Origin of the sequence: Runella zeae DSM 19591, from assembly GCF_000423565.1 — a bacterium.
Lineage (GTDB): Bacteria > Bacteroidota > Bacteroidia > Cytophagales > Spirosomataceae > Runella > Runella zeae.
Genome location: NZ_KE384040.1, coordinates 230,262 through 249,521, shown reverse-complemented (window position 1 = coordinate 249,521; position 19,260 = coordinate 230,262). Strand labels below are relative to the sequence as shown.

The 19,260-nt window shown below is 41.3% G+C and carries 17 protein-coding genes; 10 read left to right on the top strand and 7 right to left on the bottom strand.

The window, feature by feature from the left end; translation table 11 throughout:
- On the bottom strand, window positions 1-265 hold a 265-nt coding region (locus G563_RS38725), incomplete at its 3' end, for a hypothetical protein (RefSeq protein ID WP_037327330.1).
- Window positions 266-472: 207 nt separating this feature from the next.
- On the opposite strand from G563_RS38725, the gene G563_RS0127005 reads away from it, so the two are divergent.
- The 3 genes from G563_RS0127005 to G563_RS0126995 all read left to right on the top strand — a co-directional run bounded on the left by G563_RS0127005 (window position 473) and on the right by G563_RS0126995 (window position 5,399).
- Window positions 473-2,674, top strand: a complete 2,202-nt coding sequence (locus G563_RS0127005; RefSeq protein ID WP_028668080.1) for a hypothetical protein — start codon at window positions 473-475, stop codon at window positions 2,672-2,674.
- A 10-nt stretch (window positions 2,675-2,684) separates the two neighbouring features.
- Entirely contained in the window at window positions 2,685-4,118 is a 1,434-nt protein-coding gene (locus tag G563_RS36005; protein WP_157585640.1) for a DUF3748 domain-containing protein, read from the top strand.
- Between the two features lie 87 nt (window positions 4,119-4,205).
- A complete protein-coding gene (locus G563_RS0126995; protein ID WP_028668079.1) occupies window positions 4,206-5,399 on the top strand; it encodes an alpha/beta hydrolase family protein in 1,194 nt (397 codons plus the stop codon).
- A gap of 80 nt (window positions 5,400-5,479) precedes the next feature.
- Here G563_RS0126995 and G563_RS0126990 read toward each other — a convergent pair whose 3' ends face one another.
- Window positions 5,480-6,748: a DUF349 domain-containing protein gene (locus G563_RS0126990; RefSeq protein WP_028668078.1), complete on the bottom strand. Its 1,269-nt coding sequence runs from the start codon at window positions 6,746-6,748 to the stop codon at window positions 5,480-5,482.
- Window positions 6,749-6,903: 155 nt separating this feature from the next.
- On the opposite strand from G563_RS0126990, the gene ettA reads away from it, so the two are divergent.
- Complete coding sequence (gene ettA / locus G563_RS0126985; protein WP_028668077.1) at window positions 6,904-8,574, top strand: energy-dependent translational throttle protein EttA; 1,671 nt, start codon at window positions 6,904-6,906, stop codon at window positions 8,572-8,574.
- Between the two features lie 46 nt (window positions 8,575-8,620).
- Here the strand turns inward: ettA and G563_RS0126980 are convergent, their stop codons facing one another.
- The 4 genes from G563_RS0126980 to G563_RS0126965 form a co-directional block, all read right to left on the bottom strand.
- Window positions 8,621-9,451, bottom strand: a complete 831-nt coding sequence (locus G563_RS0126980) for an HNH endonuclease family protein (RefSeq protein ID WP_028668076.1) — start codon at window positions 9,449-9,451, stop codon at window positions 8,621-8,623.
- 3 nt (window positions 9,452-9,454) lie between these two features.
- Complete coding sequence (locus G563_RS0126975) at window positions 9,455-10,705, bottom strand: AAA family ATPase (RefSeq protein ID WP_028668075.1); 1,251 nt, start codon at window positions 10,703-10,705, stop codon at window positions 9,455-9,457.
- Window positions 10,706-10,830: 125 nt separating this feature from the next.
- On the bottom strand, window positions 10,831-11,250 hold the full coding sequence (locus tag G563_RS0126970; protein ID WP_028668074.1) for a hypothetical protein: 420 nt from the start codon (window positions 11,248-11,250) through the stop codon (window positions 10,831-10,833).
- An 18-nt stretch (window positions 11,251-11,268) separates the two neighbouring features.
- Window positions 11,269-12,291: an SDR family NAD(P)-dependent oxidoreductase gene (locus G563_RS0126965; RefSeq protein ID WP_028668073.1), complete on the bottom strand. Its 1,023-nt coding sequence runs from the start codon at window positions 12,289-12,291 to the stop codon at window positions 11,269-11,271.
- Between the two features lie 280 nt (window positions 12,292-12,571).
- Between G563_RS0126965 and G563_RS0126960 the strand changes: the two genes are divergently transcribed.
- From G563_RS0126960 to G563_RS0126935, 6 genes are all read left to right on the top strand, one after another.
- On the top strand, window positions 12,572-13,837 hold the full coding sequence (locus G563_RS0126960) for a DUF937 domain-containing protein (protein ID WP_028668072.1): 1,266 nt from the start codon (window positions 12,572-12,574) through the stop codon (window positions 13,835-13,837).
- A 145-nt stretch (window positions 13,838-13,982) separates the two neighbouring features.
- On the top strand, window positions 13,983-15,815 hold the full coding sequence (gene htpG / locus G563_RS0126955; RefSeq protein WP_028668071.1) for a molecular chaperone HtpG: 1,833 nt from the start codon (window positions 13,983-13,985) through the stop codon (window positions 15,813-15,815).
- A 216-nt stretch (window positions 15,816-16,031) separates the two neighbouring features.
- Window positions 16,032-16,427: a DUF3574 domain-containing protein gene (locus G563_RS36000; RefSeq protein WP_051211239.1), complete on the top strand. Its 396-nt coding sequence runs from the start codon at window positions 16,032-16,034 to the stop codon at window positions 16,425-16,427.
- Window positions 16,428-16,443: 16 nt separating this feature from the next.
- Window positions 16,444-17,073, top strand: a complete 630-nt coding sequence (locus G563_RS0126945) for a hypothetical protein (RefSeq protein ID WP_028668070.1) — start codon at window positions 16,444-16,446, stop codon at window positions 17,071-17,073.
- Between the two features lie 28 nt (window positions 17,074-17,101).
- The gene (locus tag G563_RS0126940; RefSeq protein ID WP_028668069.1) at window positions 17,102-17,632 is read left to right on the top strand and encodes a LemA family protein; all 531 of its coding nucleotides are present in this window, start codon (window positions 17,102-17,104) and stop codon (window positions 17,630-17,632) included.
- 39 nt (window positions 17,633-17,671) lie between these two features.
- A complete protein-coding gene (locus G563_RS0126935; RefSeq protein ID WP_028668068.1) occupies window positions 17,672-18,055 on the top strand; it encodes a hypothetical protein in 384 nt (127 codons plus the stop codon).
- 88 nt (window positions 18,056-18,143) lie between these two features.
- Here G563_RS0126935 and porN read toward each other — a convergent pair whose 3' ends face one another.
- On the bottom strand, window positions 18,144-19,226 hold the full coding sequence (gene porN / locus G563_RS0126930; RefSeq protein ID WP_028668067.1) for a type IX secretion system ring subunit PorN/GldN: 1,083 nt from the start codon (window positions 19,224-19,226) through the stop codon (window positions 18,144-18,146).
- Between the last annotated feature and the right edge of the window lie 34 nt (window positions 19,227-19,260).

The window sequence follows — 19,260 nt, the reverse complement described above, 5'->3', positions numbered from 1 at the left end:
TTCCGATGCCAAAACTAATAGCAAGAACATCATAAGTAGTCGCTACTTTATAATGATATAATAAAAAAAACAAAGCTTCTTTTGAGTTTTGAAATATACTATTGTTACCAAACCCATTAGGAAATCCTGATAGAACTGTTGGAGTATAATAACAAGAAAACTTTTCAGATAACCTATTAAACTCCTCTTTACTAAGGCCTGTTGTAGCTCGAAAATCTCTATCAGATTTTATATTACTAAATATACTAATTCTTTGTGATTTCATAATAACTTATTAAAATGTTAATTACCGCAAATATATCATAAAATATTGATTATCAGCAAAAGAACAAGTCTATTTTTGAAACGCTCCAAGACTTTCCAAGTTTCGCAATCGACACAAACTAAACTTGGAATGTCTATGCCTCTACAAACATTTTTGAGATACTTCAAGACATTCCAAGTTTTGCAATTGACGAAAACTAAACTTGGAATGTCTATGGTAATCTTAGGAATCACAACTAACGTTTGGGCTCAATCCACCGCTTATCAAGATAAGCCTTATCTTCAAGATTTTAGCGTAAAATACTATCTACCTGACACTTCCACACAACTACAAAAAGTATTTACAGACAAAAACGGCAAGACCCGCATCAGTTCATCAGTAGGAATATTACAGCCTCATGGTGGGCAATTTCAGTATCCCGGCACGCTTCACTCCGACCGCTCTTATTTACCGATGTTGGACAAAAAAATAACCGACATGACGGCTTATGAGAAGCAATTTGTTTTTCTGGACGACAAAGCCGTTTTTAGCAACGCTTGGGCGGGCCACCTTTATTCAAAACATGAACTTCCCAAAGCCACTCACTTTGGCACTGGCTCCGATTTTACATTTCTGGTTGCCGATGGCAGTACTTTAAAAATAATAAAAGACTCAAAAACGCTCTCAACCCACACTTTTCCCAAAGTCCCTTTAGATATTCGTTTTGATAAGAGTCAGCGTCGTTTTTTAATTTTAGATAGCCAATCCCTCACAGCTTATTCCTTGGATAGCAAAGAATTAAAAACAGTATTTACGGGTCAAAGCTTGACATGTATGGCTTTGGGAAATAATCGGGTGTATGTAGGGACTAAAAACGGTTTTTGGGAACTCGATGTCATTAGCTTTAAACCCATAGGAAATCTTCAATCCAAACTCCCTTGTCCTGACCTAACGGCGGTCGAAGTCATCGAGGGGCAGTTGTGGTTTGGCTCTTCGTTAGGAGCCTTTATGCGTCGTAACGATGGTGGATACAATTATTATTATGGCGAACGTTGGCTTCCGAGCAATCGCGTTTTGCATATTTCGGAGGGCGAAAACCAAAATATTAATATACTAACTACTAGGGGATTAGGCGAAATTCATTTCCAAAAAATGACGCTTTATGACAAAGCGATGGTTTATGAAAAACAAGTCCGCCAACGCCACATCCGTTATGGATTTAATTGTGATGTTTCGACCCTCAAAAACGGCGATTTATCAACTTTTGAAATGGGACAACGCGACAGCGACAATCTCTGGACTTCGATGTATCTGGTAAGTCAGCTGTTTCGGTACAAAGTCACGGGCGATAAAGAAGCCCTTGACAACTGCCTTGAGTCATTTGAAGCGATGCAACGCTTGTTTAGTATCACGGGTATGAAAGGGTATTTTGCCCGGGGTTTTGAACGCCACGGTTATTTCAAATTTAAACCCGAACGTTGGGATGGCGGCATGACCAACGGCTGGGTCAAATCTTCGGACGAAGAATGGGATTGGCGCGGTACCACAAGCAGCGATCAAACCGTGGGTCAGATGTTTGCCCTGACGCTTTTGGCTCAAAACATGGACGGCGAGGTCAAACAAAAGGCCATTCATCTCATGGATCAACTGATGACAAATATCATCGAAAACGATTGGTATCTCATTGATTTTGACGGCAAACCGACCCTCTGGGGTAAATGGAATCCTGAGTATGTAAATGGCTTCCCCAAAAATGTAGGAGACCGAAAGCTTTATGCTTCTAACATTATTGGTTTTTTACAAACGGCTTATCATTTTACAAAAAAAGAAATCTACAAACAAAAAGCCTACGAACTCATGAACAAGCATGGCTATCTCGAAAACCTGCTTCGTCCCATGAAAGAAATAGGTCAAGTGACGGAATCGGATGGAAAACTAGCCGCCGAGCTTTCAGAAGAATGGAATCACTCCGACGACGAAATGTACTTTTTGGCCTATTGGTGTTTGTATCCTTACGCATTTACGCCCGAACTCAAAAAACAATATTTTACAGCTATCAAAGAACATTGGGACATGGAGCGTCCCGAAAAAAACGGTCTTTGGAATCTCTGCTATGCCATGACGGGTGCCAAAGAATTTGATAAAGCAGAAACTATCTGGTTTTTGAAGGAATTTCCGTTGGATATGATTGAATGGCAAGTAATCAATAGCCACCGCAAGGATATTGAGGCCGTTTCTGCTAATTTTAGAGGGCAAACGATTACCAAAGTACTCCCTCCTGACGAGCGCCCCGAACTAAAACATAATCGTAATCTTTTCAAACTCGACCGAACCGCCAACGGGCAAAGCGAGCTAAGTGCAGGCGATTCGTTTTTGTTGCCTTATTGGATGGGAAGATATTTGAAAGTAATCAGTGCCCCCACTCATTGATACATATTCCATGACACCACAAACCTTTTTTTCACTTCCCAAAGCTCGTCCTCTTACCTCAGTGAGATGGGCTTTGGCTTTTCCTCTTTTTTTTGCTATGTATTCTTGCGATGATTCGACCTATTTACCCGAAAAACAACTCACGAATGATTTGAGTTATCACCACGATTTAGACAACAATGACAATTTCTCGCCTGATAACCAATGGCTTGTCTATGATACTCGTACCGACGATGGCGGGATAGCTGCATCGGCTAAAATCGAAAAAGTCAACGTAAATACTGGCGAAAAAAAAGTGCTTTATGCCCTTTCTCAAAATCAAGAATGGGGCCCTGGAGCAGGAGCGGTGAGTTATTCACCGGTTGACCATGCCGTGGTATTCATTCATGGTTTGATGAGCGTTACCAAAGACAACCCCTATCAACAATGGCGGCGTACGGGGGTGATTATCAATGAAATTTCGCCCAATAAACCCGTATTTATGGATGCGCGCGACATCACACCGCCTTATACCAAAGGAGCCCTAAGAGGAGGTACCCACCGCCACGAATGGAGTGGCGATGGTCAATGGATTGGCTATACTTACAACGATGCCGTATTGAAAGCCTTGGAAGATAGCACTGGTCAAAAGCATAATTTACGTACCATTGGCGTCTCCAAACGAAACATGCCCGTCTCTCTAGAAAAAGATGTTGCGGGAGAAAACGTATCAGGAACCTGGTATAGCGTTTTGGTAGTAAGAGTCACTCCGACACCCACCCCTGGCTCCGACGAAATCAGCCATGCCGCAGGCGATAGCTGGGTGGGCAACAATGGTTATCTCAAACCCGATGGAATGCGCCAACTTGCACGTGCTTTTGTCGGAAAAGTAAAAGATAAAAACGGCAAGGATGTAGATGAAGTTTTCATTGTAGATATTCCAGAAAAAATCGACGAAGCCGGCGAATTTGGCCCCCTTGAAGGTACAGATACGAACTTTCCGATGCCACCCAAAGGGACTGTACAACGACGCCTTACCTTCACAGCCACCAGGCCCCAAGCAGGTTGTACAGGAATTGTTCGCTCTTCGCCCGATGGTAATATGCTCACTTTCTTAGCCAAAGATGCGCAAGGCGTTCAACAAGTTTTTATGATATCGCCCAACGGCGGCGCGCCTACTCAGCTCACTTTTCATCCAAAAAACGTAGAAGGAAGCATAAGATGGCACCCTAATGGAAAACTAGTGACCTATGTATATGACGGAAGTATTGTAGCTTGCCAAATCGGTACGGAGCCTTTTGAGCAGCGTCTCAACGTGCTCACCAAACCCACCTCTCCCTCGCCTTCCAATTTAGTATGGTCGCATGATGGCAAAACTTTAGCGTTCAACCGTACTTTGACCAATTCCGAAGGATATTCTTCAAAACAAATATTTACCATTAACCCTACAATTTCTAAAAAGTAGTGGTCTAATTAGGGGCTAAAAGCAACTTAAAAGGGAGGTTATTCGTTTAAACAAAGAACTGAATCCATGTTTTTAGCCCCATTGTTTATGAAATCCTTCAAACATTACTTTTACTACCTTTCGTTTGCTGTAGTGGTATTGCTGAGTGGTTGTAGTAAAAACTCCTCTGACCCCACCCCCGAAAATCAATACCTTGTAAGTAGCACGCTTGTTGGTGAGTTTTCAAAAGAACAGTTAGCGCAACGAATCGCCGCAGGCGACCCTTCTTTTAGTGCTATTGCTCCTTTTATTCAAAATGGAATTAAGGTGTATAAATTGGTGTACAAAACCAAAAACACCGACGGTAAAGAAATCCAAGCTTCTGGCGCATTTTTGTTTCCTGTCAAAACAGGTACCATGCCGATGATTAGCGTACAGCATGGTACGATTCGCTCCGACCAAGAAGCACCTTCATATTTTGGGGCCAATAGCGAGGCCAACATCGCAGGTTCGCTATTTGCGGCATTAGGTTATATCATTGCTTATCCTGATTATATTGGGTATGGAGCCTCCAACAGCGTTCCGCATCCCTACGAACATCGCGCTAGTTTGGCGTCGGCCTGTTTGGATATGCTAAGAGCTTCCAAAGAATTTATGCGTGAGCAAAATATTGCTTGGGACGAGCGCCTTTATCTTGCTGGATATTCGGCAGGCGGATTTGCGACGATGTCATTACAGAAAAAAATAGAAGAAGAGGCAAGTGGTGAGTTCAATTTACGTGCCTCTAGCTGCGGAGCGGGTGCCTATGACAAAACCGCCTTCATGAAATATCTCATTAGCACCAAAACCTCTGGCAATGTAAGTTCTAATCAACTTTACTTGTGGGTTACTCTCACTTACGACCGCATTTATAATCTCAACCGCCCAACCACTCAATATTTTAAAGAACCTTGGGCCGGGCTGATTCAGACAAATAAAGACAATGCTACTATCAACGTAAGTTTTAACACCATTTTTGCGGATGCCTTTGTCAAAGGAATTGCCGATGGTACTGATACTGCTTTTTTGAATGCCGTCAAAGACAATGATGTTTATGATTGGAAGCCCAATACACCTACCCGTTTATTTCATGGTACCGCCGACCAACTCGTGTTTTATTTCAATTCTGAAAACGCCGTTAAGGCTATGAAAGCACGCGGGGCTACCAATGTAGAGCTAGTTCCTATCAATGGTGCCGATCACGGTACGGCCGTTCAAGAGTTTCTTCTAAGAACATACCAATTTTTCAATACCATTCAGTAGTCAAGGAAGTATATTTTCATAAAAAAAGCCGTTAAAGATTGAAAACAACTTTAACGGCTTTTGTATTTACAAACTTAATTTTATTTCATTTTCGACTTAAACTCCTCCAAAATCTTCTCTTTCATCGTAATCTTACGACGTTGGATATTGATTTTACCCATCATCTGACGTTCAGCTTCAGGGTCGGCAGGCATATTCTGAGCACTTGCGATAGTGACATCCAAATCTGCTTTTTCGCGTTTGATAAGCCATTCCATTTCACGGGTTTTGATCGCAAGCTGGTCTTCCTCAGTTCTGATTTCGAAGGCTGGATACTTACGCGAAATCACCCGTGCCAAATAGCTCAATTCAAAGATTTTATCACAAGCAGAACGGAATCTTTCAGCCACCATTTTATCTCCGATTCTGGGTGGAAGCCTAATTTCTTTCCATTGATTAAGCAATACTTTGGCTCTTTCGGCAGCTTGTATAATGTCGTTTGAGCGAGCCAATTGCTCGGCTTCGCGGCACATTTCGCGCTGCTTCGTCACCATTGGATGCTCTCTGTTTTCGACCACAATCCCCTTGACGCGGTTGTATTTGTCGATAATCCGTTGGTTAGAACGCTTAAACTGCTTGTACAACTTAGCCGAACGCTTTACCGGAATCTCTCCTACGTCTTTCCATTCGGCCCGAATCTGACGCAATTGCCGGCTTGCTTCTTCTACATCATACATCCTGACAAGCATGTCAGACTTAGCAATAAGCTCTGTGTAGCGCTCAATTCGGTCAGCAATGATTCGATTTTGTTCGGAGAAGAAATCGCGGCGTTGTTGAAAAAATAGGTCTAATAGTTGCTGAAAAGTACCTTCTATTTCGTCTTGGTACTCTTTGTCAACTGGTCCCGTGCGAATCCACTTAGATTTAATTTCTTGAAGTTCGTCCGTAGCTGCTTGCCAGTCATCATTGACGACTGTCACCGCGCGCGTCTCATCCAAAAGCGCTCGTTTGATTTCTAGATTCTTTTCTTGGTTGGTTTTAATCAATCCTTCCAAGACTTCTTCCATTTTGTCGAGGCGTTCGAGTAGGGGTACAAAATCTCCAAGGCCATCAAAGCTTAGAAGCTTTTTTCGCAATTGTACCAGCTTTGTCAAATACGAGCCCTTGTTTTGAGCCTCTTCGACATCCTTTTCAAGCTGTTCTACTTTACCAGAAGCAATTTTAAAACGGTTCTTGAAATAATCGATGGCTTCTTGTTCGGTACGTTTTACTTCTCCAATCTGGCGGTCTGGGTTACCTAAATACCCTTTTAAGAATACTTTGCCGTCTTTGACATAGCCGTATTCGTCCATTAAGGTGGCGTTTTCCATTACAATCTTACTTTTTTATCTGCTTTTGAAGGTTTGGTGGGAACAAAGTTAAATGTTATGTCTTACAATGTTAAAAGAAAAAACCAATAGCTTTTAAGTTTTAACAATAAACTCTCATTTTTAACGATATTTGCCAACTACAAATTAAGCAAAAAATGAGCAACGAAACTATTATTTTCTCAATGTCAGGGGTAAGTAAAACAATTCCCCCTAATCGTCAAATCATCAAAAACATTTATTTATCGTTTTTTTATGGTGCTAAAATCGGTGTTTTAGGTCTCAATGGAGCCGGGAAATCGACACTTCTGCGCATCATTGCGGGTATAGATAAAAATTATACTGGAGAAGTGGTATTCTCACCAGGGTACTCTGTAGGTATGCTTGAGCAAGAACCCAAGTTTGACCCCAACAAAACTGTACTAGAGGTTGTGCAAGAAGGAACGCAGGAAGTGGTAGATTTATTGAAAGAATTTGAGCAAATTAATGAAGCTTTTGGCGAACCTGATGCCGATTTTGACAAATTGCTTGAGCGTCAAGGAGAAGTACAAGAAAAACTTGATACGCTAGATGCGTGGGATTTGGACAACAAGCTCGAACGCGCGATGGATGCTCTTCGTTGCCCGCCCTCAGAGGCGCTGATTGGTACGCTGTCGGGGGGAGAAAAGCGCCGTGTGGCCCTTTGCCGACTACTCCTCCAAAAACCCGACGTACTCTTGCTTGACGAACCTACCAACCACTTGGATGCCGAATCTGTATTGTGGTTGGAAGAACACTTACGCCAATATGAAGGTACGGTTATCGCCGTTACGCACGACCGTTATTTCCTAGACAATGTGGCAGGCTGGATTTTGGAACTTGACCGAGGCGAGGGAATTCCTTGGAAAGGCAACTACTCATCGTGGCTCGACCAAAAACAACAACGCTTAGCCAAAGAAGAAAAACAGGAATCAAAGCGACAAAAAACCCTTCAACGCGAGTTGGAATGGGTTCGGATGGCTCCCAAAGCCCGTCAAGCCAAATCCAAAGCTCGTTTGAGTGCCTACGAACGGCTGCTCGACGAAGATGGCAAACAAAAAGAAGAAAAATTGGAACTATACATTCCGTCGGGACCACGCTTGGGCAACAAGGTGATTGAAATGGAAGGCGTTTCCAAGGCATTTGGGGATAAGATTTTGTTCGAAAATCTTACGTTCTCGCTTCCACCTGCGGGGATAGTGGGAATTATTGGACCAAATGGTGCGGGAAAATCGACTTTATTTAAACTCATTACTCAGCAAGAAAAACCCGATAGCGGCACTATCACTATCGGCGAAACGGTACAAATTGCGTATGCCGATCAAGAGCATAATCAATTAGAGCCTAATAAGACAGTATATCAGCAAATCTCGGAAGGAAATGAATGGATCATGCTCGGCGGAAAACAATCAAACGCTCGTGCTTATGTAAGTCGATTTAATTTTACGGGAAGCGACCAAGAAAAGAAGATAGGCAATCTCTCTGGTGGAGAGCGAAACCGTGTGCATTTGGCTATGATGCTCAAAGAAGGCGGCAACGTGCTGCTCCTTGACGAACCCACCAACGACCTCGATGTCAATACCTTGAGAGCGTTGGAAGAAGGTCTAGAAAACTTTGCGGGCTGCGCGGTGATTATCTCCCACGACCGTTGGTTTTTAGATCGTTTGTGTACTCACATTTTAGCTTTTGAAGGAAATTCGCAAGTGTATTGGTTTGAAGGAAACTTCTCTGATTACGAAGAAAACCGTCGTAAACGCCTAGGAAATGAGGCTACACCTACTCGTATTAAGTACAAAAAATTGATGGCTTAAGCCCCTAAAGGCAAAGAGTTAACTTTATGCAAAACTCTTTGCCTTTTTACAAAACACGGTCAAAATACCTTACCATACCCGCAAACAAAGATTTGTCAGATTTCATAAAATCAATTTGTTTCAGGATATCTTTCCTTAATGAATCTGATATGTTCTCGCCAAGTACTTTTTTGAATATCCTAAATTCTCTGAACTTAGCATATCTGAAGTTTTTTAATTCGACGCGATTGATACCATAAAAATCCTCCATTACTTTGATATAAGGTTGAAAATCAGCGCGAAGCGGTACAATTTTAACTTCCTCCAACACATCATCTGCTTCATAAGCAATAAAATCTGTAGGATTTTCAATGTAAGGATTCAGCAAAAAAGCTTGCTCCTCATGATGATGCCCTAAATACATCTGTAACGAATATGCTAAATCGACTTCAAGGGGATCAAGTGATATATTTCCTGCTAATTGGTATAATTCGTCATCGCTTGAATCCATCCTGACCAATGGCGCTGGAAACAAAATCCCACCAATCGGAAAGTTATCGCTTTTATATTTTTGATTACATATCTGGCACACATACAGGTAGTTATCGTAAGTATATGCAAGCCACCAATAAATACTTTTGGGTCGGTAATGCTCCACATCTCCATGAGCTACCACCTCTGTATTTGCCTCACAATAAGCACATTTCCCAAAACTCTCTTTTTTTAACTGGGTTTTCGATAATTTCCAAAAATCACTATCAAAACTCATTTTATCAATTAAGCCATTAAGCTTATTTCTTTGTGCTTTTAGAAGTTCTAAGTCTTTGTTGCGCTTGTCTACGCCTCGATACTTAGCTTTGATGGCTTTGGCGGTTCGGAGTCGGGTTAGAGCTATCATACACTAGGGCAGATTCAAATCAGCTTCTAGTCGTGCCAACAAATCAAGGCTCTTTTGGGACACCGCAGGAATGTTTCGCTCAGGCAGATTTGTTTTTAAGTTTTTTTCTAGCTTTCTAAGTTTGTCTATTTCTTCTTCAGACTTCTCTTTTTTACTTTTAAGATTGATATACTCCGTTTTATTTTGTTCTATTTCCAGAGATTCGTCTGTTTCTAACCCAAAAACAGGCGTCATCAGAAGTTGATTTATTAAAAGATTTTTAGGAATACCGACAAAAGGAACGAGTCGTATCTGATTGGTTTCATCTCTTTTTAGCGCATAAAGCTCTCCCTCATTGGCCTGTTGAGCCGTAAGAGGCGAGTGTGTGGTGGCTATGACCTGAAAATTGGGTAGCTTACGGCTAATAAAATTAATCAACTCACGCTGCCACTTAGGATGAAGGTGCAAGTCTATTTCGTCAATCAACAATACCCCTCTCGCAGCAAAAGGATTTTTATAATCCCGGAAAGATTCCGTAATTCTATACAGCAAGTCCCCTATCCATGCGGCCATATTTTGATAGCCATCACTTAAATAATCTAAAGGGACAATGCCATCAACTGTTTGAAATAAAACCTGTTTTTTTGATTTATCAACCGAATGAAACGATGCGCTTGGTAGAAAATCATCTAAAGCCTCTCTGACGATAGTAAGTCCTTCTTCACCAGAGCGATAATCTAAATCCATAATCCATGAATTGAGAGAATTTAAGGAATAAGAGTTAGAAAATAAGCTGCGGACATTTGCCGAACGATTGCCACTGAAAGATTTCTCGAAGCTGGGAAAATTGTCGGAAGGTAGCCGTCGACTTGCGCCATAAGCAACAATAAAATAATTGCGGTCAGCGTACTGAAGGGCATCATCAATCAGGCGTAGAGATTCTTTATTGTTAGAAACGATATTGGAGAAATTATCTTTTCGATTTATGACTAAACTAATATCTCTTATATCACCTTTTTTGGTTCCTAAAGTAGCCTCAATTCGACATGAATCTTCATCATTTCTAATCCAACTATCTATATCTCCCAAGAGCTCCCCGAGTGCATTGCTACCACAAGTCACCAAGGCTATTGCTTTCAATACGTTGCTTTTACCGGTTCCGTTTTCACCTAAAATCAAAGTCCATTGACGATTTTGATTTTTTGTTTTTTCAAAAGACAATTCAATATCGGCTAAGCACTTAAAGTTTTGAAGACGAATCTTTTTTAAAAACATAGCGATGACTTGTTATATCGTAAATTTAGAACATGTTTGTGCTCAAGTCGTATTTAAAATAGTAGTTACAACTAGGTTTTTCATTCATTAAAGATAGTATTTTACAAACTACACCTTTATTATTTTCAAGGTATTTTTTCGCAGGTGGAGCTACAAGTCACGTTTGTATTAAGTGTTTCGGAAACCAGAGGGCCATATTCTACTACCAACATCGCCCCACTGAATCGTCCACTACCTGTCAATTGATTTTTTGGGTCGGCACTACTACCGTCATCAAGTATGGTAAAATAGTCACCCGTCACTTTGGCTTTTACTGATCTATAACCACTGCGGGCGGGTTCTTCGATGATTCCGATGAGCTGTACAATGTCTTTAGAGCCTGGCTCCACAGCCACGATACCGTCAGTCCATTCTTTACGATTCAAATCCGAACATAGACGCTTGACTTTATAATAACCGATAAATTTGTCGCGGTCGAGGGTAGGTTCTTTGCTACACATTGCCATCCCCACACCTACCAGAAGCCATAGAAGTCGTTTTGTCATAAGAATCTTTGTTGTAGTTTAAGGTTTATTTTTTTCTAAATACGAACAAACCCTCGCCACCGTTTCATCCAAAGTAGTATAGTCAAAATTTAGCTTGTTTTTTATTTTTTTCCCGTCAAAAATTAGTTTGGTACGGGCTGTTTTGGCAGTTTCTTTTGTGATGAGCGGGCGACTCCCCGTGAGCCAAGACCGTGCTGCTTCAAAACGCCATATCACCTCCGCCAACAGCGCTGATACTGCCTTTGAAGGTGCTTTTTTACCGAAACCGCTGGCTATCTTACCAAACAATTCTTGATAAGTAGTATATCCGCCGCTCAAAATAAAACGCTCGTTTTTGATGTCAGAAAAAAGCAACTTCACGACAGCACTAGCTACGTCAGCTACGTCTACATAATTGATAAGTCCTTGCGTATAGTACTGTTTTTCGTCATATACATATTTAAAAAGCTGGGTACTACTACGCTGCCAATCTCCCTCGCCTAGTACTACACTAGGATTGACTACCACCGCATCTAAGCCCTCTGCTACTGCACGCCAAACTTCTAGCTCAGCCAAGTATTTACTTTTCCCATAATGAGAATTTAGGGGAGATTCTTCCCATTTTTGTTCCTCATTGATGGTCGTAATCCCGCTGTTCGTCATCCGTGGGTCTGGGCGACCTAAAGCCGCTACCGAACTAACAAAAGCTAGTTTTTTCACCTTGGATTCAAGAGCCATATTGACGACATTGGCCGTACCCGCTACATTGACCTGAAACATTTGAGGGCGATCCCGTGGCGTAAACGACACTACGGCAGCGGTGTGGATTACATACACAACCTCTTTCATGGCTTCTTCAAGCGACAATACATCTAGCACATCTCCTTCCACCCATTCGATTTGCGATTCGATATCCCTAATAAAATGAAAGTTGCTTTGGGGACGACGTAGTCCCCTCACAGTATAGCCTTCTCGTAATAAAAGGCGAGCGATAGCTCCTCCAATCAGGCCATTAGCACCCGTAACCAAAATCCGTAATGAAGAATCTGCTAAACTTTTCAAAAAATTGCTCGTTTGTTATTTTTACCTTTGCAAAGGTAAATAATATACCGCCACCTAGTACTTTATTTGACATCACGATGATGCAATTAAATGGGTATTAGTGAAAAAAACTGAGCATTATTGGCTAATGACAGTATACTATTAAGTAACTTTCCGGCCAATTTTTAAAAAGAGCATACAATATAGGTCAAAAGTTGGGGGTTATATACAAAATACAGCCGCCCCTTCCCAACACCAACATTTAACCTTAAGGGTATTCACTCATAACTCATCATTAACAATGAATTTATTTGCATCTTTGAAAGAGGCGTTGACTGAGGGATTGATAAGTCAAATTGCGCAACAACACAATGTAAACTCAACCAAAATCCAAAAAGCTTTTGATGTATTACAGGCAGCCATAGTAGGGGGGCTTATCAAAAGAGTAACGACGGAGTCTGGAATGAACTATGTTTTTAATCAGGTCAAAAAAATAGAATTCCGTCCAGAAGAGTTGAGCAAAATTGTTACTAATCAAGCACAGCTTGATGCGCTCAAAAATGTGGGTGAAAAAGACTTAAACACTGTTTTGCCTGGTCTTAAAAGCTCTATCACGGGGCTTGTTGCCAAATATGCTGGTATCCAAAACTCCCTAGCATCTTCCATTTGTGGCATGGCTGTGGGTATGGTGATGACTGTTCTTAAAAAAATAGTAACCGAAAAACAATTGGATGCCGAATCTTTAGCTGCTTTTTTGGGTGACCAACGCGAGCCTCTCTTATCCATCGTACCCGACATCAACGATAAGCTCATCGAGACCGTGGGTATCCAATATCTCCTCCAAAACTTCACAGTACCACGTACTGAGCAGTCGGGAAGTGTTTCGAAAGGAGGCGATGCAGCTACTCCCTCTCAACCTTTTTTAGTAGGTGTAGATGTAGACCAATCAAGCAACAATGGCTCTTATCTCAAGTGGATAGGTTTGGGCGTATTGGTCATTGGCGTAATTGCAGCAGCGATATATTTTTGGAATCAACGGCAAGCTACTTCATCTGAAGAAGACATAGAAGCTGATACACTTAGCGAAGCTCGAACCATTCAGGAGCCGCTCCAAGATACGCTCAAAAAAGACACTGCAACGGCCATCGTCGCAGCACCCGCTACCACTACTACGACAACTTCCAACCCTATGGCTACTTACCTAGCCGACAATGTGGCTCCACAGGGAAAAGCTTTTAAGTTTGAGAATGTGGATTTTGAAGACAATACCGCCCAACTAAAACCTACCGCCACCGCAGCAGTAGCAGTTTTAGCAGATTTACTTAAAAAGTATCCCAATGCTCAAATCAAATTGGTAGGATACGCCAACGACGCTCAACCACCACTCACCAACAAAACCCTTTCCGTAAAACGAGTCTTAGCCCTAAAAGATCAATTTGTCAAAGCAGGGATTAGCTATATTCGAGTAGATGCCGAAGGACGCGGAACAGGTATCAATCCAAAAGATACCACCGGGCGCAAGCAAGTAGCAATGCGCGAAGTGTGGGTTAAGTTTGTCAAAAAATAAGCCTTTTTTCTTTTACCTTTTGTAGCAAACCTGACAGTTTCTAACTTACTGTCAGGTTTATTTTTTGTCATTCTGTCAGCATTGGTGGCGTGGAACAAAAATTGAGGGGTATACTCTAAAAAATTGCTAAATCATTCAATTGTATATGGAAGCAACCGTACAGGCCGAAAAAGGGCAATTGTCGATTCATACCGACAATATTTTTCCAATCATTAAAAAATTCCTCTATTCAGACCACGAAATCTTCTTGCGTGAGCTGGTTTCAAACGCGGTCGATGCCACCCAAAAATTGAAAAAATTAGCCAACTTTGGCGAATTTAGTGGCGAATTAGGCGAGTTGAAAGTGACCGTTAAGGTGGATGAAGCCGCCAAAACGATTACTATCAGCGACCGAGGCATCGGGATGACCGCCGATGAAATCAAAAAGTACATCAATCAGATTGCTTTTTCGGGAGCGGCTGAATTTGTAGAAAAATACAAAGAAAAGGAAGATACCCGTGGCAACATCATCGGCAACTTTGGACTAGGATTTTACTCCGCATTTATGGTGGCCAAAGAGGTCGAAATCATCACTAAATCCTATCAAGAAGGTGCCGAAGCGGTACGTTGGGTATGCGACGGTAGCACCGAATTTAGCATTGAAGCCGCCGACAAAACCGACCGTGGAACCGACATCATTTTGCACATTGCCGAAGATTCAGAAGAGTTCTTGAGCAAACATCGTATTACTGAAATCCTAGAGAAATACGGAAAGTTTTTGCCAGTAGAAATTGAGTTTGACGAAAAAATCATCAACAACCCCAATCCTATCTGGACAAAACAGCCTTCCGAACTCAAAGATGAAGATTATCTCGCATTCTATAAAGAGCTTCACCCTTTCAGCGAAGACCCTCTTTTCTGGATTCACCTCAATGTAGATTATCCTTTCAATTTGACAGGGGTTTTGTATTTTCCTAAACTCAAAAACGACTTCTCCGTCAAAAAAGAAAAAATTCAGCTCTACAGCCGTCAAGTTTTTATCACGGATGAAGTAAAAGATGTAGTACCTGATTTCTTAACACTCCTTCACGGGGTCATCGACTCGCCAGATATTCCGCTCAACGTATCACGCAGCTACTTGCAAGCGGATGGCAACGTCAAAAAAATCAGTGGGTATATCACCCGTAAAGTAGCTGACAAACTCATCGAAATCTTCCGCAACGACCGTGAAGGCTTTGAGAAGAAATTTGACGACATTGGTCTTTTTGTAAAATATGGTATCATCTCAGATGATAAATTTGGCGAAAAAGCCAAAGAAATATGTCTTGTCAAAAACATCGCAGGGAAGCATTTTACTTTTGAAGAGTATACCTCTCACGTCAAAGAAACTCAAACCGACAAAGACGGAAAAGTAGTGTGGCTTTATGCAAGTGATATTCAAAAGCAAGATGCTTACATCCAATCTGCCCAAAAACGTGGATACGATGTATTGGTACTTGACAGTGTCATTGACCCACACTTCATCAATGGTATCGAATACAAAATCGAAAATACCAGTATCAAGCGCGTCGACGCTGATACTCTCGATAAACTCATCGAGAAAGAAGTAAAACTAGAAAGCGTATTGTCGAAAGACGATGAAGAAAAAACCAAGAAACTATTTGAGCAAACGCTAGGCGGAGCCCCCAAACTTACGATTACGGTAGAAGCAATGCCTACTGACGAACTTCCAGTAGTGATTACCATTCCGGAGTTCATTCGTCGTATGAATGATATGGCCGCTACCTCAGGTCAAAAATCTATGTTTGGCGATATGCCCCAAATGCTCAACCTAGCAGTCAATGCCAATCACCCAGTGACGCAACGCATACTGAATGCTAGTGAAGACGAACAAAAGCAGCTCATTCGTCACGCCTACAACTTGGCCTTGTTGGCACAAGGAATGCTCTCTGGAAGTGAGCTGACGGCATTTGTCCAGCAAGCTGCCGCTCGATTGTAATATCAAAATTTAAGTTTCAAAAGCCTCTCTCGACCGGTCGAGAGAGGCTTTTTTGTTAGTTATCAAAACGCTTAATTGTCTTTTTTTGACGCCTAAGTCAGTCCTTTCTACGCTTCCCTTTCTTTATTTTTTACAGCCAATCTTTATTGTCCACTTTTGTATCATCATTGAAAATAATACTTAACAGCCATTCCTTCTTATCACTCTCATACAGCTATGATTCGTTTTTGCAACCTTATAAGTTTTGTAGTATTGCTAACCCTTACTGCTTGCAATACCAGCTATCGAGCCGTTAAGATGACCAAAACAGAACTCTATTTTGGTCTTTCTAAACCTGACGGCAGCATGATTTCGCCCCAAGCTTGGCAAGCTTTTGCAGACACCGTTATTGCCCCTACTTTTATCGAAGGCTCTACTATTATTGACGGACAAGGACAGTGGCTTGGGAAAAATGGTCAACTCGTATCTGAGCCTTCCAAAATATTAATTCTACTTTCCAAACTTACCCCTAAACGCTCAAAGCAGATTGAACTTGTCAGAGAAAAATACAAGAAATACTACGAGCAAGAAGCAGTGATGCGCATTGACGAGTCCATGAAAGTAGCCTTCTAATCTCATTTTTAATCTTATGAAAAATCTTTTTTTAAATATCCCTTTTTATACTTTTTTTTATTTCAGCAGCATGGCACAAACAAAAGTAACGGGCGAATATCGCCTCGTAGGAATTCACGACATGGCAGCGGGCTTTAGATTTAGTCCCCAAGGCACTTTCGATTTTTTTTACATTTATGGGGCAGTAGACCGTTTTGCCAAAGGTACGTATAGCGTAGAAGGCAACACAATCAAGCTCAAAAGCGAGAAAGAAGCAGGGCAAGATTTTATTGTTAAAAAACAAGCAAAAAAAGGGGAAGGATATACCATCAAGGTACTCGACGCCAATCCGATGCTATCCCAATATGTAAGGTGTATTATTTTCAACGGACAAGAAAAAAGTGTCGAATTTATGAATAGAAAGGGGGAACTTCACCTTCCTAGTACCAAAGTTGACAAGATTTACTTACAACATGAGCTGTATCCTGACATTGCTTGCGAAATTAAAAATGAAGCAAATTCTAACAATTATTTTGAAGTAGCCCTTCGGCCTTCTCTTCAACAAGTGAGTTTCAAAGGTATTGATTTAACCTTCAATCACGATACACTCACGTGTTTGCCCAATTATTTTATGCCTTTTGAAAAAATTAAATTTGTAAAAAATTAAGTGTTTTCATCTCCAACTGTCTTCTGTCATGAGCTTATACTATATTCTTTGGGGAGGCATTGCTGTAGCCTTTGTATGGGCAGGATGCGTCTATTATAGGCTTATTAAGCTCCGGGCTTCAATAGATGATAGTTGGGATGATATCTCTAGTATTTTAAAACTTAGGGTTGAACTTACCACTCGCTTAATAACCCTTTTTAAAAATCATGCTGATGCCAACCATGAAACATTAGAGCAAATTTTTTTATTGCGCAATGAAGGTATTTATGCTTCGCCACTTGATACAGAAGCCCAAGCCTTTAGCAGTTATGCCCTGTCCAAAGGTCTTAATGAAGTATTTGTATTGGCCAATAATTATCCTGATTTGAAAAAAGCACCCGAATTTCTTGAAATTCAAAATGCCCTACAAAAATTAGAACTCAAACTTCAAGGACTGACGCAGCAGCATAATGAGCTAGTGATTAAGTACAATCAAAAATGCACTCTCTTACCAAGTTCTCTTATTGCCAAAGTACTGCGATTTTCACAAAAAACACTTTTCTATCATAGCCTTTCTTAGAAAAAGCTAGACTCAACTATCAAAAAAACAGACTCCACAATGTCAAACATCAAGACTAAAATAGACGAATTTGAAGTACACGACCTCGAAGACAATGGCATCTTACGTATTTATGTAGAGCACAATACAGAAATGGGAAATAGAGGCGTACCAGGAATTCAAGTTTGGTACACGATTGCAGGCGGGACTTCTATCGTAAATTACGAGCCATTGCACGTAGAACGTTGGGCTTATCAAGCACAAAAAAATCAAACGAACACTTACCTCCTTTCGGATTATTCGTGGCTAACTTACGAAGATACTTACATCAAAAATTACTTAATCATCGATGAAAAGCCCAAAGCGCGGGTAGAAGTGAAAGTGCGCAGCAAAAATACGCCAGTGATTCGAGAGTATGAGCTTCCATTCTCTCTTGAAAATTAAAACTTCAAGTCAAGTAACTTTACTCAATGTCATCAAAAAAGGGCGGCCAAATGGTCGCCCTACTTTATTGGGATAAACTATCTGTGGATTAGTATTCCCATAATCCATGCTCCATTTCCATCAACTCATTTTCGAGTTGAATAGACTTCCAGAGTGCATCTTTTTCGCTTCCATAGATACTGATAAGGTCACGATCCATAGGATTTGAAGATTTTACGATACGCCCTTGAAAGAGACGAAGGTCAAAAGCATCAGCTAGGTTTTTGTGTTGAGCAGTGTTGTACTCATTAAACCATATAAACTTCTTCGGATCACTTCTAAATAGCTTGTCAAGGTCTTTATATCTAAAAGTAGCGATTGGCGTTTCCAAGCCCGTAGGATGCTGATCCGCCGGGATGTAGAGCGTTACAGTCTGAATATCATAATACAAACGTGAACGTTTACGATCAAAAATCCAATCTTCTTTTAATTCTAAAACTGATATCTGGTCAGGAAAATACTGGTTTTCTTCCAACTTGGCAGCAGCGGCGGCGGCAGCAGCAGCAGCTTCCTCAGCCATCTTTTTCTTGATAGCTGTTGAGTCAACTTGTGGCTCTGCTTTTGCGATTTGCTGTCCTTTTTTACCCTTGGTATTTTTTCCCTTGGTAGTAGTTGTTTTTTTCTTTGGCGCAGGTCCCCAGCCGTCGTCTACGGGTTGTGTTTCCTTTTTAGGAGCAGCCCCCCAGCCATCGTCCTGAGTGGTAGGAGTGGTGGTTTTGGGAGTAGTTCCCCAACCTCCGTCTTGTGTAGTTGTATTTTCTTTACCAAACCCAGCTTTCAACTCCTCCTCTGTCATGGTCTGACCTTGGTTCGGAATCTGAAGTTTTTGGTTAAAATCATTCAAGTTCATCTTTTTCTGCATGTCAGCATCTGCATATGCATCTAGCAAGCCTGCTTTGACAGCATCCATAATGTACCTAGTCACTTCATTTCCCTTCGAAAACATCGGCTGATTGACTTTTTCTTTCAAGTCCAAACGCCGCCACAGGGTACGCTTCATCATCACATCAGCGTCGTTGATTTCGCGTACCGACAACGGATTGACACCTTTGGTGTCTTTTTCTTGGGCCTCTACGCTTACGCCTAACGCCACCAAGACCGCACTTCCCAATAAGCTACTCAGTCTTCTCATTGTTATTGAATTTTATTACTTAAATGTGAATTTT

Bases quoted from the DNA above. Each gene is read 5' to 3' on its own strand.
- G563_RS0127005 (WP_028668080.1), top strand. From the start codon at position 473: ATGTCTATGGTAATCTTAGGAATCACAACTAACGTTTGGGCTCAATCC.
- G563_RS36005 (WP_157585640.1), top strand. From the start codon at position 2,685: ATGACACCACAAACCTTTTTTTCACTTCCCAAAGCTCGTCCTCTTACC.
- G563_RS0126935 (WP_028668068.1), top strand. From the start codon at position 17,672: ATGTCAAACATCAAGACTAAAATAGACGAATTTGAAGTACACGACCTC.
- G563_RS0126995 (WP_028668079.1), top strand. From the start codon at position 4,206: ATGAAATCCTTCAAACATTACTTTTACTACCTTTCGTTTGCTGTAGTG.
- htpG (WP_028668071.1), top strand. From the start codon at position 13,983: ATGGAAGCAACCGTACAGGCCGAAAAAGGGCAATTGTCGATTCATACC.
- ettA (WP_028668077.1), top strand. From the start codon at position 6,904: ATGAGCAACGAAACTATTATTTTCTCAATGTCAGGGGTAAGTAAAACA.
- G563_RS0126980 (WP_028668076.1), bottom strand. From the start codon at position 9,451: ATGATAGCTCTAACCCGACTCCGAACCGCCAAAGCCATCAAAGCTAAG.
- G563_RS36000 (WP_051211239.1), top strand. From the start codon at position 16,032: ATGATTCGTTTTTGCAACCTTATAAGTTTTGTAGTATTGCTAACCCTT.
- G563_RS0126975 (WP_028668075.1), bottom strand. From the start codon at position 10,705: ATGTTTTTAAAAAAGATTCGTCTTCAAAACTTTAAGTGCTTAGCCGAT.
- porN (WP_028668067.1), bottom strand. From the start codon at position 19,226: ATGAGAAGACTGAGTAGCTTATTGGGAAGTGCGGTCTTGGTGGCGTTA.
- G563_RS0126990 (WP_028668078.1), bottom strand. From the start codon at position 6,748: ATGGAAAACGCCACCTTAATGGACGAATACGGCTATGTCAAAGACGGC.
- G563_RS0126945 (WP_028668070.1), top strand. From the start codon at position 16,444: ATGAAAAATCTTTTTTTAAATATCCCTTTTTATACTTTTTTTTATTTC.
- G563_RS0126970 (WP_028668074.1), bottom strand. From the start codon at position 11,250: ATGACAAAACGACTTCTATGGCTTCTGGTAGGTGTGGGGATGGCAATG.
- G563_RS0126960 (WP_028668072.1), top strand. From the start codon at position 12,572: ATGAATTTATTTGCATCTTTGAAAGAGGCGTTGACTGAGGGATTGATA.
- G563_RS0126940 (WP_028668069.1), top strand. From the start codon at position 17,102: ATGAGCTTATACTATATTCTTTGGGGAGGCATTGCTGTAGCCTTTGTA.